13 protein-coding genes are annotated in these 14,317 nt (G+C 35.9%); 5 read left to right on the top strand and 8 right to left on the bottom strand.

Annotated features, from left to right (window positions below):
• Positions 1-9: 9 nt before the first annotated feature.
• Together ABDZ63_RS06775 and ABDZ63_RS06770 are read right to left on the bottom strand one after the other, a co-directional pair.
• Positions 10-2,061 carry a penicillin-binding transpeptidase domain-containing protein gene (locus ABDZ63_RS06775; RefSeq protein WP_343782601.1) on the bottom strand — a complete coding sequence of 684 codons (2,052 nt, stop codon included), beginning with the start codon at positions 2,059-2,061 and terminating at the stop codon, positions 10-12.
• Positions 2,062-2,146: 85 nt separating this feature from the next.
• Positions 2,147-2,476 carry an SCP2 sterol-binding domain-containing protein gene (locus ABDZ63_RS06770; RefSeq protein ID WP_343782600.1) on the bottom strand — a complete coding sequence of 110 codons (330 nt, stop codon included), beginning with the start codon at positions 2,474-2,476 and terminating at the stop codon, positions 2,147-2,149.
• 170 nt (positions 2,477-2,646) lie between these two features.
• On the opposite strand from ABDZ63_RS06770, the gene msrA (ABDZ63_RS06765) reads away from it, so the two are divergent.
• The 4 genes from msrA (ABDZ63_RS06765) (at position 2,647) to ABDZ63_RS06750 (ending at position 4,576) form a co-directional block, all read left to right on the top strand.
• Positions 2,647-3,171 carry a peptide-methionine (S)-S-oxide reductase MsrA gene (msrA, locus tag ABDZ63_RS06765; protein ID WP_343782599.1) on the top strand — a complete coding sequence of 175 codons (525 nt, stop codon included), beginning with the start codon at positions 2,647-2,649 and terminating at the stop codon, positions 3,169-3,171.
• 609 nt (positions 3,172-3,780) lie between these two features.
• On the top strand, positions 3,781-3,981 hold the full coding sequence (locus tag ABDZ63_RS06760) for a hypothetical protein (RefSeq protein ID WP_343782598.1): 201 nt from the start codon (positions 3,781-3,783) through the stop codon (positions 3,979-3,981).
• A complete protein-coding gene (locus tag ABDZ63_RS06755) occupies positions 3,978-4,286 on the top strand; it encodes a helix-turn-helix domain-containing protein (RefSeq protein WP_343782597.1) in 309 nt (102 codons plus the stop codon). Before ABDZ63_RS06760 ends, ABDZ63_RS06755 begins: the two co-directional genes overlap by 4 nt.
• The gene (locus ABDZ63_RS06750; RefSeq protein WP_425541954.1) at positions 4,190-4,576 is read left to right on the top strand and encodes a transposase; all 387 of its coding nucleotides are present in this window, start codon (positions 4,190-4,192) and stop codon (positions 4,574-4,576) included. Before ABDZ63_RS06755 ends, ABDZ63_RS06750 begins: the two co-directional genes overlap by 97 nt.
• Positions 4,577-4,685: 109 nt before the next feature.
• Here ABDZ63_RS06750 and ABDZ63_RS06745 read toward each other — a convergent pair whose 3' ends face one another.
• From ABDZ63_RS06745 to ABDZ63_RS06730, 4 genes are all read right to left on the bottom strand, one after another.
• Positions 4,686-6,674 carry a S9 family peptidase gene (locus ABDZ63_RS06745; RefSeq protein ID WP_343782596.1) on the bottom strand — a complete coding sequence of 663 codons (1,989 nt, stop codon included), beginning with the start codon at positions 6,672-6,674 and terminating at the stop codon, positions 4,686-4,688.
• Positions 6,675-6,793: 119 nt separating this feature from the next.
• Positions 6,794-10,351: a dynamin family protein gene (locus ABDZ63_RS06740; RefSeq protein ID WP_343782595.1), complete on the bottom strand. Its 3,558-nt coding sequence runs from the start codon at positions 10,349-10,351 to the stop codon at positions 6,794-6,796.
• 16 nt (positions 10,352-10,367) lie between these two features.
• On the bottom strand, positions 10,368-11,420 hold the full coding sequence (locus ABDZ63_RS06735) for a GGDEF domain-containing protein (protein ID WP_343782594.1): 1,053 nt from the start codon (positions 11,418-11,420) through the stop codon (positions 10,368-10,370).
• A 155-nt stretch (positions 11,421-11,575) separates the two neighbouring features.
• On the bottom strand, positions 11,576-11,812 hold the full coding sequence (locus ABDZ63_RS06730) for a ferredoxin family protein (protein ID WP_307065967.1): 237 nt from the start codon (positions 11,810-11,812) through the stop codon (positions 11,576-11,578).
• 165 nt (positions 11,813-11,977) lie between these two features.
• Between ABDZ63_RS06730 and ABDZ63_RS06725 the strand changes: the two genes are divergently transcribed.
• Positions 11,978-12,877, top strand: coding sequence for a M14 family metallopeptidase (locus ABDZ63_RS06725; RefSeq protein ID WP_343782593.1), 900 nt, complete (start codon positions 11,978-11,980; stop codon positions 12,875-12,877).
• A gap of 243 nt (positions 12,878-13,120) precedes the next feature.
• On the opposite strand, the gene ABDZ63_RS06720 is transcribed toward ABDZ63_RS06725, so the two are convergent.
• Together ABDZ63_RS06720 and msrA (ABDZ63_RS06715) are read right to left on the bottom strand one after the other, a co-directional pair.
• Positions 13,121-13,324 carry a DUF6501 family protein gene (locus ABDZ63_RS06720; protein ID WP_343782661.1) on the bottom strand — a complete coding sequence of 68 codons (204 nt, stop codon included), beginning with the start codon at positions 13,322-13,324 and terminating at the stop codon, positions 13,121-13,123.
• Positions 13,325-13,360: 36 nt separating this feature from the next.
• Positions 13,361-14,317 carry a peptide-methionine (S)-S-oxide reductase MsrA gene (gene msrA / locus ABDZ63_RS06715; RefSeq protein ID WP_343782592.1) on the bottom strand — a complete coding sequence of 319 codons (957 nt, stop codon included), beginning with the start codon at positions 14,315-14,317 and terminating at the stop codon, positions 13,361-13,363.

Raw genomic sequence — 14,317 nt, 5'->3', positions numbered from 1 at the left:
CCGTTTTGTTTAATCAAGTGATTCAAAGAATTCTTTACTTAATTCAACTGTATAGCCGCTTCCACCTTGATCCTCGACGTTCTCAATCATTAAACTTAGTAAAATGGATGCATCAGCTTGGTCATATGATACAAAAATGCCGTTTTGTGCACCATCATCATCATCATGACTAGCTTTTAGCTCAGCAGTACCTGTTTTACCAGCCATTTCACGCCCCGATATATCGAAGTCTGTTGCTGTTCCTTCTGATACGACATTTCTTAAAGATTGTTTTAACATATCATTATCTTCTTCACTAATTATTGATTCAAACCACACTTCCATAGACTCATCAAGCATAAGCCTTGGCTCCATGTAAACACCATCATTAGCCACACCTGCATAAAGACTAGCCAAATGAGTATTATTGATTAATACCTCTCCTTGGCCAAATGAAGTATCCGCAATTTGCCCTTCAGACCCTAAACTACCAGAGTTAGAGACTTGCGAGGTCGTCATTGGGTAAGTAAATGGTAATGATTCATTAAAACCTAGTGTTTCTAAGCCATCTACAAATTGTTCTCCACCAATATCAAGGCCAAGCATCGCAAAGTAAATGTTATCTGAATACTTCAATGCAGCATCTAAATCAATCTCAGTATGCTGATCACTGACACGAGTAACACGATAATCGCCCCAAGAATCGTCTTTTTGCCACTGTAGTCCTTCAATTTCCCTTATATTATCAGGGTCTAAAACACCTGTTTCGAATCCAACAATCGAAGTTAACAGTTTCATGGTTGACCCTGGTGAATAAGTCGAAGAGAAACGGTTAACTGTCGGTAAACTTTCATCACTCATTAATTCTTCATACTGTGAATTAGTCATACCTAGTATAAACTGATTGGGGTCAAAAGATGGGAAACTTAATATACTGAGTACGTCACCAGAGGTAGGGTCCATAACAGTAGCTGTTCCGGCTTCACCATCAACAACATCATAAAGCTTTTCTTGCATGCCCATATCAATTGTTAATTGAATATCTTCCCCATCTTGTTGTTCTTGTTCAGTAACGGTGTAAGTTGACCCATCATTTTTCTCGATATAAATTTCAACACCGTTTTGCCCTCTTAACTCAGATTCATACAATTGTTCTAATCCTCTTTTACCAACACGATCGGATGAAGTATAACCCTCACCTTCCATTTCCTCTAGCTCTTCTTTTGAGATTGGTGCAATATACCCTGTCAAATGAGCTGCTAATTCACCGTAGGGATATACACGATCAACTATTATTCTAGTCGTCACCCCTGAGATACTAGTCGCTTCCTGCACCATCTCTTCTTCATTTAAAGTGATGTTTCTGACGGGTACGAAGTGTTCTGGCTGAACCCAACTTTGATTCATTTTATTTTCAATATAGTCTTCTGTTAAGTTTAATGATTCGCTTAATGAACTTAAGTCTGATTCATTAAAGTTTTCTGGTGTAATACCAACCTCATAAACTTCACCTTGAGTCGCTAATTCATTTCCATTACGGTCAAGTATTTCACCACGTTTTGCCTCTAAAGTGTTATACCTAACATCTTCACCTGCTTCAAGATTAGGTAAGATTAACTCAGGGTGCCAACTAACCCGCCATTGTTCCTCTGTGATGACATCACCATCTTGTTCAATTTCTTCGACTGCTTTCTCTAATGTGACATCAAGCTCATAATCAACTTCACCAGCTAGTGTATTAAAACTAATATGTAGCGGTATAGAGTACTGCTCAAGTTCTTCTAAGTCTTCTATTTCATCTTCTGTCATTTCTGTATCACCTGAGATTTCAAGCGTTAGGTCATGTACGTCTAAAACGTCATATAAGTTTTCATATCGTTCACCAAAGTCTTCATAGGAAAATGAATCTCGACTTTCATCAGTTAAATAATCATCATACATATCTTGATACTGTTCATTTTCCCACAATGATATGTAGTTTAACATTTCATCATAAGGTGTCATAACTTCCTCATCATCACTACCAAAACATGCTGTTAAACTAAAAACACTCATCAATAAAATGAAACTTAATTTTTTCATCATTGAGCCCCCCTCTCCTTTACTTATTATAAACGATTAACGATTAAAAATTAAATCTCCCAAGCAAATTCGGAGACTTAATTGACTAACGATACTCATTTAATACATTTTGTAGCTTCAATGCATAAGTTAAATCACCTTTTGCTTTTATTTTTCCCATCATAAAGGCTGAAGTAGCATTTAGTGAACCATCTAGTAACTTCTCAAAGTTTTTTGCATTCATTCTTAACAGACAATCTGATTCATCATACATTGATTGTGATAATTCCACTTTCAAAGAAGTTACTTTAACCCCCCACTCCATACCTTCTTCATCAGTAATGTCAAAGGAATATGTAGCATTCAAATTGTTTAACCCACTAGGGTCTTGGTTCATCTTTTCCACTAGTGAATTTAACTTTTCTTCAATCGTCATCTTTATAGCGCCCCTTTTAAATATTCTTACTACATATTTTAGCAAAAAAATAATCTTTTTGGGGGAATTTTCTAAAAATTCAACTCCTAGACTGTGATTAAGGCTGTGTTTTGCTTTTAAATGCGTAATACGACTGCTATAATCAAAACAGAAAAAGGAGATGGTTGTAAATGCAAAATATCAAACGTGCTACTTTCGCTGGTGGTTGCTTCTGGTGTATGGTTAAGCCTTTTGATCAATGGGAAGGTGTACATAATGTTGTTTCGGGGTATACAGGTGGGAGCGTTGAAAATCCAACTTATAAACAGGTTAAACAAGGAACTACTGGTCATTATGAAGCTGTAGAAATTACATATGATTCTAATATTATAAATTATGAAACAATATTAGAGCTCTATTGGCAACAAATTGATCCAACTGACCCTAATGGACAATTCCATGATCGTGGTCCACAATACCGGACAGCTATATTTTACCATGATGAAGATCAAAAGCAATTAGCCGAAACTAGCAAAGATCGTCTTAATAACTCTGGGAAGTTTAATCAACCTATAGTAACAGAAATCCTTGCTGCTTCAACGTTTTACCTAGCAGAAGAATATCATCAAGACTTTTATCAAAAGAATCCAGATGAATATCAAAATGATCGTAATAAATCAGGTCGTGATCAGTTCATACAAAAACATTGGACATAATAAAAATGCCCCTCTTCAATTGTGACAGCAGTTTACACCGATTATTCCACACTACTCACATATAGAGCTAAGTATTTGAGTTCGGATGATAAAATCTAATAGCGTTTATCGGTGCAAACTACAAATTAGCAGTATGATAACAGAAAATCCGAACGATTCATTTTAAATGATCTCGTTCGGATTTTTGTGCTTCGTTAAGGAAGTATATTTCTTGTAGCGAGTAGTAACACCCATCAAATTTATGGCTTTACAATATTTGTTGGGGTAGAGACACAATTCAGAGTGAGGTTTTGGATGGCGGCCGTTGGCGTCAGGTGATCCGCTTACGGTGGATGCTTGCACCCAAAGGGCACAAGTGCAACATCTGCTTAAACTTCCCTACGGTCGTTTGTCGCAGTGTTTTCTTTGCCGGGGCACGGCTCGAGCCTCCTCGGCCGAAAAGCGTGGCCTGCGGGGTCTCGAGACGCGTGCTCTTCCCGCAGGCGTCACCACCGACACTCCTCACCTGACACCAACTTAGCGGTTTGTTGAAACAAAAAAAGCACGCAAACTCCTTATTTGTTATCCTTGTTTTATACCACCAAAACAAAGCAAAGGAGCTGCGTGCATATGCATCATAACATGACTTTACCAGGATTGGAAAGCTTTCACGTCATTGAAACGCGAGACGAAAATGGCTATTATCACATCTATGTCGAACGTCCGTGTGAGGTGATTGCGTATCCTGCATGCCAAACATCGACTCAAAAGGTTCATGATTATCGCTGGCAAAAAATTAAACACAATCGAGTATTAATCGCCCTACGATGATTTGGTATCGCAAACGGAGCTATCAATGTCACCATATTACTTGCCGGAAACGATTTGATGAAACGAATGATCTTGTCGATCGTTATCAGCGCCAATCACAAGAGTTCAATCAAGCTATAGGGATTGAAACGATTCATGGTAAAACGTTCAAAGATACAGCCCAACGATTCGGCGTTTCACCAACAAGGAAACGCAACAACTTCCTTCCATCATTGCGATTGATGATTTTAAGGGGGATACAGATGGCGAACGCTTTCAAACCATCATCACAGATCCCATCAAACGAGAGCCGATTGATATCTTAAATGGATCTGAAGCCTTAAGTACCATTAAAACGGACTTATATGATTTTTACGATACCGTAAGAACATCAGCGATACCCGAGTTCGAGAAGGCGATTGAAACGCTTCAGAATTGGCAAAAAGAAATCATGAACAGCTTTGGTTATAACTTACACAATGGTTACATTGAAGAGATTAATAATCAGACGAAAGTGATTAAGCGCCAAGCGTTTGGTTTTCGGCGGTTTGATCGCCTGCGACGAAAAGTGTTATTGCATCATAAATATAAGGATATACAAATCCAAATGGCATAAATAAGGAGTGCTCTTAAAAAAGCACCCCAACATTTGAATTAGAACCAAATTTATTGTAGTTTCACTTCTACTTTTCGATAAATAAACTCCTTTGCCCTACCATCTATTTTCACTTCTTCAAATATTGATCAAACCAACTTACGATATGATTTAATCTTTCAATTCTTAAATTTGGTTTACCTGTACGAGACAAGTTATGATCTGACTCTGGAAAACGTACAAATTCTGTTTCCTTCTTTTGATATTTTAATGCAACATATAGTTGTTCGGCTTGTTCAATCGGACAACGGAAATCATGTTCATTATGGATGATTTTAATCGGTGTTTTAATTTCGTCAACATAAGCAATAGGTGAATGCTTCCACATTTTATTTAAATCATTGAAATCCGCTTTAATTTGCCAGTCATTGAAGTAATAGCCGATATCACTAACACCACGGAAACTAATCCAGTTTGAAATGCTACGCTGTGTAACAGCCGCTTTAAAACGATCCGTATGACCCACAATCCAGTTGGTCATAAAGCCACCATAACTACCACCCGTTACACCTAAACGGTTTTCATCGATCCAATCATATTGCCTCAATACGTAATCGACACCGCTCATAATATCTTGGTAATCACCATTACCATAATCACCTCGAACAGCATCTACAAATTCCTGAGAGTAACTATGGCTACCACGTGGGTTAACATATAAGACAGCATAACCGTTACTTGCTATATACTGCATTTCATGGAAAAATGAATTGCCGTAAAATGCATGCGGTCCGCCGTGGATATTAACAACCATCGGATAATTTTCATCTTCATCAAAACCAGCAGGCTTCATAAACCAACCATGAACTTTCCAATCATCATAGCTATGATAACTAATTGGCTCTGGTTCAACTATCTCAACTTCTTCCATAAACGTTTCATTGAACGCTGTCAGTTGTGTTAAATTGCCAGTCGTTAATTCGAGTTCATAGAGCTCACTAGGGTTAGTTGGTTTACTAATAGTCAGTAAAGCTTTTTGTTCTCCTGCATCAATGTCAAAACCATAAACATGTAAACGTTCATTTATTGCTGGATATAAACTACCATCTATGTGACCATAATATAACACCACATTTCCCTGATTTGATACCGGGAAATAAAACTCTTCATTACTAACCCATTTACAAGATCTTAATACTGTCTGCTGTTGCGTATCAGCTACTAGGAAATCACCCACTGGTGCATCGAAAGCTTCTGTTAAGCAAGCCGTTACGCCACTTGAGATATGATAAGCATATAACTCAGCATGTGTCGCATTTTCATAAGTCCGCCCCATATGTGCAAACAATAAATGTTCACCATTTGGAGACACTGTGAATCCTGATGCATAACCTTCCTCGGTAAATAATTTTAAATCTGTTTTAGATTTAAGGTTAAATAGATATGATTCATGGTTAAAATTAAAATCATCGTCATCTGAATCATCCGTTGAATAAATAATTTGCGTATCATTTACCCACGTCTGAAACATAAAGTTTTGCTCCCCTTGCTTAACGATTTCTACTTTTTCACTCTCAAGCTCAAGGAATTTAATAACTTGATATTTTTTCTCAATAACGCCTGCCCCGTCCGCTTTATATTTCATTCGATTAATAACAGTCGGTTTAGGCAAGTTATCACTTTCTGAATCATCATCTTGATCTGGCTTATTTAATTCGTCTTCCTTAACAGATGTTTGTAGGATGATCCTTTTTCCATCAGGTGAGAATTCAACACGGCTCACACCTTCATCCTCATCCGTTAACTTTTTAGCTTCTCCACCAAAGCGTGACATCATATAAAGCTGCTTCTTTTTGTCATCACGATTTGATAAGAAAATGATTGACTTTCCATTTGGTGACCACCTCGGATTAGAGACTTGTGAATCACCAAATGTCCATTGGCTTACTCGATTCGATTCCACATCAATATGATATAAGTTTGAAACATACTTATTATCTTGCTCGTTTAACTCAGTATTAATAAATAAGGCCTCAGAACAATTAGGTGAATACCTTGGGTCAGTCACTGAGCTAATGTTAAAGAGATCTTCTGCTTTTACTTTACGCTTAGTCGTCATCGTCTCCCCCTATAATTTCATTTTTGATAAACTAGCATCATTTATTCTCTATCAAACTAGTACTACATTTATCATAAAATAATTTGTTAGAATTGTCGAATAAAAATGAAAATTCGAAGCTAGTCGGATAACATTTGGTCAAGTTGTTTAAGCTTGGATTTTTGTGTTTCATCTTGATAAATTGATTGTTTTGAATGAATCAATGTATAAACTAGTTCTAAGTAACGCGATGTTTCTTCTTGTTGGTATTGTTCAAATTGATTAGCATAATGATGCTCAAACGCATGTTTAAATTGGGTAACGACTGAAGCTAAATACTCATCCACGATTTTCTCTAATTGTGAAAAAAGATCTTTGATTTTATTTTGCTCGAAGAATTCTTTCTTGTTTTTATATAACGAAACTAATTCCTTTAAGTCAATTTGGTCATTAACATCCATGAAATTCGGTTGGGTAGCATTATCTAATGATTGTTCTTCAAAATAAACTTGATCAAATTGTGTATTCTTTTCCACATAATGATTTAGATCACCAATAAATGATTTTCCTACTTGATTGAAATGATAATCTAATAAAATATTAGTAGACTGATATTCCTTCTCCACCCGTTTTTTAAGGTCAATAAATAATTGCTTTAACGCTGTACGTAATTCTTCTTGGCCTTTTTTACCATTTTGTGTAATCGTTGCTGGATTAATGACGTCTTTCATTAAATCCATCAACTGTATGTTCGTACGTTCATGAACATAATGTGTTAATTCATCAACTTGCTTTTGGATTTGCTTTACATAAACTGTTGGTTCTACTGATTCAATGTATTGTCTTAATTGTTCTTGTTCTTGTTTGTATTGTGCAATTAAGCGGTCTTGTTCTTCTTGATTTTGATCAATTTCATTAACGGTTTTATGAACGAAAGATGTCAGCGCATCCACTTCTAACTTTAAATTATAAGTAAGCATTGCCTTGGCATCATGTTCAATAAAGTGATTAAACCTACCAAAAAACGATAATGCCTGTTCATCTTCTTGCTTTAATGCTGGTTGTTCGATTAATCTTTTACTCGAAATTGGATAGGTTTGTGGATTATGAATTCCGTGCTGTTGAAGCTGGTCTTGTAAATAGGATTCAACCATTTTTAATTCATTCCGACTAGATGCTAAATCAGAAGCATTTAACACGAAAAACATTTTATCCATTGTGAATGCATCCTTCACACGACCTAACTGTTTAAGGAATTCACGATCAGCTCGAGCAAAAGCGTGATTATAATAATTGACATAAACTAATACATCAGAATGCTTCACATAATGCATAGAAACATTCGTGTGTCTAGCATGAATGGAATCTGCGCCTGGTGTATCAACTAATGTGACACCAGAACGTGTTAATTCACAATCATAGTAAATAACGATCTCTTCAACGAAACAAGATAAGCTTTCCTCTGTGACGTATTGACGAAAGTCTTGAATCGTAATTTGCTTTTGGTCACCAAGTAAGCTTTCACAATCTGATAATCCATTTAAAAACGCCTGAACAAATGAAACGTCCATCTTAGATAATTGGTCTGTAATTTTTTTAATGTTCTTCTGAATAAATTTCTTCAAAGCTTGAACAGATTGGAATGTTTCGTCTGTAATGGGTGCAATGATTTGGTTAACTTGATTGATCATTGATTTTTCTGTTTTAAAGCTAACAACGACATCTTCATGTTGATATTGTTCATTAACTGGTGAAATCTTGTTAATGGCAGCTGTTGTTGGGTTTGGCGAGACAGGTAAAATATAATCGCCTACCCAAGCGTTTGCAAATGATGATTTACCTGCACTAAAAGCCCCGAACAATGCAACTGTATATGACATATCATTAATTTGGTCATTCTTCGTGCGGATCTGTCGTTCATAATGATCCAATATCGAAATTTCTTTTATACTATTTAAAATTCGTTCAGCATCTCTTTTCACTTCATCAACTGAAAACACTGGTTGATATGAAGAATCATCTACTTCAACCTCTTGGCTATTTTTAACAATTTCCTCAGATAATACATCTTCTATTTCAACTTGATGATAGCTGCTTAAATAATCCTGATATGCCGCTTTTACAGTTTCGTTATTTGAATACTCATCCACTAAAGCCTTTTTAAAAGTCGACTCAAACCGTTTTATTTCTTGTGACTGATCTATTGATTGCTTAGATTGATTAAGTCCCATTTCCAATTCAGATAATTGTTCATTCAATTGAGGTAATTGTTGGTCCACTTCTAATTGAAGCAATTCATGAAGCTTAGCTAAATGAGTTGAAAGCTGCTGTTTAACATTACTTGCGATTGACTTTTGTAATAAATTTGTAAATAGTAAAACATAATCGCCATTCACTTCCGCTGACGGGTTTACATTTTCTAGTAATGCTTCCTCTGTGACAACATATTCAAACTGTTGAACTTGTTTTTTAAGATCTTGGTCTTGAACCCCATTATCCTCTATCGTTTTCATTAAGAAGTCGCGGACATGCCAGTTAACTTCAGTCTTAACGCGCTCATTAAGGTTATGAATAAACTGATTGGAGCGTTGTTCTTTCTCCTCAGCCGTTTTCTTCTTAGAAAACAATCCACCCACCTTAAACTTTGGCTGTAACGATTCTAAGTATTGTTTTGCCGCTTCACGTATTTCAAATGTCATTAAATAAGATTCATCAACCAGTTTTCCAATCGATTTTGAATAATACGCTTTAAATTGATCAATGGTCTTATTTAGGACGTCGATCCGTGATTTCAAATCGTAGTATTGTTGTTCATTAAGCTCTAGTTGTTCTTTTGAAATATGGTCATATTCACCAAATTGCTTTTCTGCTACCTGAGTAATCATGTCATTCAATTCATTCATGACACGCTTTTCAACATAATCAACCTTATTTTGAATCAGGTTATCAATATGTTGTTGTAACGCATGCAATTGATTTTCTGGATGATTTAATTCCTTTAGTGATGTATAGAGGATTAAATCAGGATTTAAACCCCAATTATCGCAGCTTTCAACTAATGCATGCCGATAGGATTCCATCGTTATCTCAGTAGAATTATGCTTATCAATTTGATTAACAACAATCATGTAAGGGACGCTTTTTTTCTCTAACTCATTTAAAAACAAAAAGTTCACTTCTGATTGAACATGGTTATAATCAACTACATAAACAAAATAATCAATTAAATGAACACGAGATAACGTTCGATTAAACTCTTCATCATCAGCCGAGTCTATTCCTGGTGTATCCATTAAAGTGATATCTTGAATAAACGGCAACGACTTTTCAATTGTTAAGGATTCCACTTCTTCGCCATTTCTTGAAAACCTTTGAATTTGATCAATATTGACCTCAGGTTCTTTAGCAAATTTTGTTTTATTAAAATAGTAGGTCACTTGTTCTTGGCCATTTTGTATCTCAACAATGTTTGCACTTGTTGGAATGGGACTTGATGGTAACAACTCTTCACCAACAATTTCATTAATCATTGAAGATTTTCCAGCAGAAAAGTGGCCAGTAAAGCCAATCACCATTGACTTATTAGACCACTTTTCATACAACTGGATCATTTTATTTTGCTCTTCAATATAGTTATACTGCTTTGTTATATCATAAAGTTTTTCGAAATTAATACTTGGTTTGACCTTTATTGTCATTCGTCATTCCCCTAGCTTATTTCTTTATTGCATTAAACGTCTCATCAAAGACGGCTCTATTTCTCCCTTTGGCTTTAGCCTGATGGACACAACGATCAACACGTCTTAACAACTCATCACGATCATCAGATTCCATTAATGAGCAAATTCCATAACTTAGTGTCACTTTTTCTTCACTTAAATCATCAATCATTTGTACGTGCTCTGTGAAATAATTGTTCCACCGCTCAATATTCTGTTCAATTTTCCTACGATTCTTTTCGAATAGTATGATGGTAAATTCATCACCATTATACCTAAAGTTGTAACCCTCTCTCGGTTCAACCCAAAAGTCTATCGTGCTCCCTAATATGGCTAAAACACGATCGCCCATTTCATACCCATAACGATCATTGAGTTCTTTAAAATGGTCAATGTTCAATTTGATTAACGTAAATTCTTTATCCTTTTCAACTAGTTTCGTTAAAGTGTTTTGAAAAGAACGATGATTGTATAACCCTGAGATATAATCTTTCATAGCTTCATCTTTATAATTAATATGATCAATTGAAGATGCTTGCTTTCTTGTAGTCAACAACCCTGCGAATAACCCAACTAAACCAATTAATATTGCATGGGTGGTAAAAGTTAACACTTCAATTAAAAGCTGTTCATAATAAAAGACTATGCTTGAATAACTTATAAAGGCGAAAAAAGTAGCAACAAGTACGCCTTTAATACGCCACACTAAAGCAGCATGTAATAGCCAGATAAAATACAATGGCGTAAATAAGCTTAAGGCTCCACCCGTTACCAGTATTAGTGCTGAAATAAAGAATAAATCTAAAATAACACCACTTTGAGAAAACCTGAGCTTGGCTTTTGTATAGGTATTCAATTTTAGTAAAGCTACTTGAATAATAAGACTATATAAAGCTCCGCTCCCGACTAAATAAAGTAGTTCTTGTTGGTTAATGTTAAAGACATGGTTTTCTGGTGTGAAATAATAAACAACCATAATCGCCACTAACATTAACCAACGAAAAACCGAAAAAACTTGCTCTATATAATCATCCTTTTTATTGAACATTTCCCATTTCCCCTAGATTTATTTTTATCGAAAATAATTAATCGACTACATATGTGAACACCTTTAGTTTTACTCATCTTGATTATTATAAAAGTTATTTATAAAAAAGTGAAAAAAAGAGACTGAATACGTTTATCCAGCCTCTTTTGTATCCGTTATTCTTGGAAGAACTTCCTATTAATTTCAATATATTCATTTTCCTCTTCAGGAAGCTCGTCCTCATGGTATATGGCCTCTACTGGACATACTGCTTCACATGCTCCACAATCGATACAAATATCTGGATCTATATAGAACATGTCTTTACCTTCTTCAATACAATCAACTGGACATACATCAACACATTCAGCTGCTTTCTCGTCTTTACACGGTGATGAAATAATGAATGCCAATGTAAACCCCTCCTTCATTAATAATGTTTACTGCTATGATATCATTTATTTCACAGAATAACCACGTGTATGTAGCAATTCTACCCAACATTATAATGACTTTTCATAAATTGTGCAAATTCACCAAGTTAAAAACATACATTTAAAATGTAAGGGGGACGACTAATGAAATATTATCGGATCATTCAAGATGATAGCCTATATACTTTTCAAAAGTTTGAAGAGGATTTAATCAGGTTAGAATCTTTATATCATCAGTTTGCATTGAATGTCATTGGCCATTCCATTATGGGTAGACCCATATATGAAGTTGTTATTGGAAACGGGGAACAGCACATACATATTAATGGTTCTTTTCACGCTCATGAGTCCATTACAACAAGCGTTATAATGAGATTTATGAACGACTATTTACATGCTTTATCTTCAAACGAACCCATCAGAGGCCAAAATATGCATCACTATTTTAATGAGATCACATTAAGCCTTGTACCCATGGTGAACCCAGATGGTGTTGATTTACTTAATAACGGATTACCTATGGATGAGTCATTCCGTGATTTAGTGTTAAGTATTAATAATCAAAGTACAAATTTTGATCAATGGAAAGCTAATATAAGAGGGGTAGACTTAAATAACCAATTTCCAGCAAATTGGGATTTAGAACAGCAACGCAAACCTAAAAATCCATCCCCCCGTGATTTTCCAGGATATGGACCTTTAACAGAACCAGAAGCTTTAGCTATATATGACTTAACATTAGCTAAAGACTTTGATCGGGTATTAGCATTACACACTCAAGGTGCAATTATTTTTTGGGGGTATGAAGGTTTGGAGCCTCCCATTTCCGCCGAGATCGCACAAGAATATGGTCGGGTGAGTGGTTATCGACCTATTCAATACGTCGATAGTCATGCAGGCTATAAAGATTGGTTTATCCAAGACTTTAGAAGGCCAGGATTCACACTAGAGCTTTCTCAAGGTGTAAACCCTTTACCCATTACGGACTTAGAGGAAATGTACGAAGAAACCTTAGGCATTTTCTTAGCAAACATTCGAGTTTAATGCTACAAAATGCTTCCAAAAAATAAAAAACTGGGTTATTGTTATTGTGACTCACTTTCAGTCGACGCTTTTCGCACGCACGGCTCAGAGCGCCTCGGAAGAAAAGCCACTTCCTTTAGGGACCAAGAGACTCGGCAGGTCCCCTAAAGGAGTTTATTTCCGTAGCGGATACTAGCACCTACTAACATCTATTCGCCTTAGGTTTTCGAGAAGGGGAATTCTTTTGTCCAACTCACAAGATCATTAAACTTCCTCAAAATATTCTTTATAAAATCCACCCATTTTACCTAAATCATCAATCACAAAATAAAATTCTCCAGATTCATTTTTAACATCATAAGTTTTACCTGGTGTTAGAACGTTTTCTACGGTAAATTTTTTTGCATTTGTGTGTACGCACTTAATTTGTTTAACTGTTTCGTTATTTTCCCAAGTTTTATGAATCATCATGACACCTTCCTCTAAATTTAATCAAACATTTGATTAACGATCAAATAACGGTTTGTATTTTCCGTATCCTTCTTCTTCTAAACGATCTTTATTGATAAACTTCAGGGCTGCTGAATTAATACAATAACGCATCCCACCATCTTCTTTAGGCCCATCGTCAAACACATGTCCTAAATGGGAATCTGCATGTTGACTTCTAACTTCAACTCTTCGCATACCGTGTGATGTATCTAACTCTTCTTCTAAAGGGGCAATCGGTTTAGTAAAGCTCGGCCAGCCACAACCTGCATCATATTTGTCCTTTGAAGAGAATAGGGGTTCACCACTTACGATGTCAACATAGATCCCTTCTTCTTCATGATCCCAATATTCATTTTGAAAAGGGGGTTCAGTAGCGTCTTCTTGTGTTACTTTGTATTGAATGTCACTTAAAGTTTGACGTAAGGTCGACTGATCTTTCTCAGAAGACCAATGTTCCTTAATAAATCCTTCTCGCCCTGATCCTTTTTTGTATAGTTTGTAGTGAAATGAATTTTTCTTATAATAGTCTTGATGTTCTTCCTCAGCAGGATAGAAAGTGGCCGCCTCCCTAATCTCGACTACTATAGGCTCTTTAAACTTTCCACTATTTTCTAATGCTTGTTTAGATTGTTCTGCAAGACGCTTTTGTTCTTGATCATGATAAAAAATGGCAGGCTTGTATGATTCGCCACGGTCATTAAATTGCCCCTTGGAATCAGTGGGATCAATTTGCTGCCAGAAGAGCTCTAATAACTGGTCATATGGAAACACTTCTGGGTCATACGTGATTTGAACAGCTTCCAAATGACCTGTTGTATTAGAGCACACCTCTTCATATGTTGGATTTTCCGTATGTCCACCTGTATAACCAGAAACAATGTTATCAATTCCTGGCCGACGATCAAATGGTTCGACCATGCACCAAAAACAGCCTCCTGCAAATGTTGCTTTACTTAGCTTATTGTTCAT

Source organism: Alkalibacillus silvisoli (assembly GCF_039521975.1).
GTDB classification, from domain to species: Bacteria; Bacillota; Bacilli; order Bacillales; family Alkalibacillaceae; genus Alkalibacillus; species Alkalibacillus silvisoli.
The sequence above is the reverse complement of the archived record's forward strand: the minus strand, read 5'-3'. Positions and strand labels throughout refer to the sequence as shown.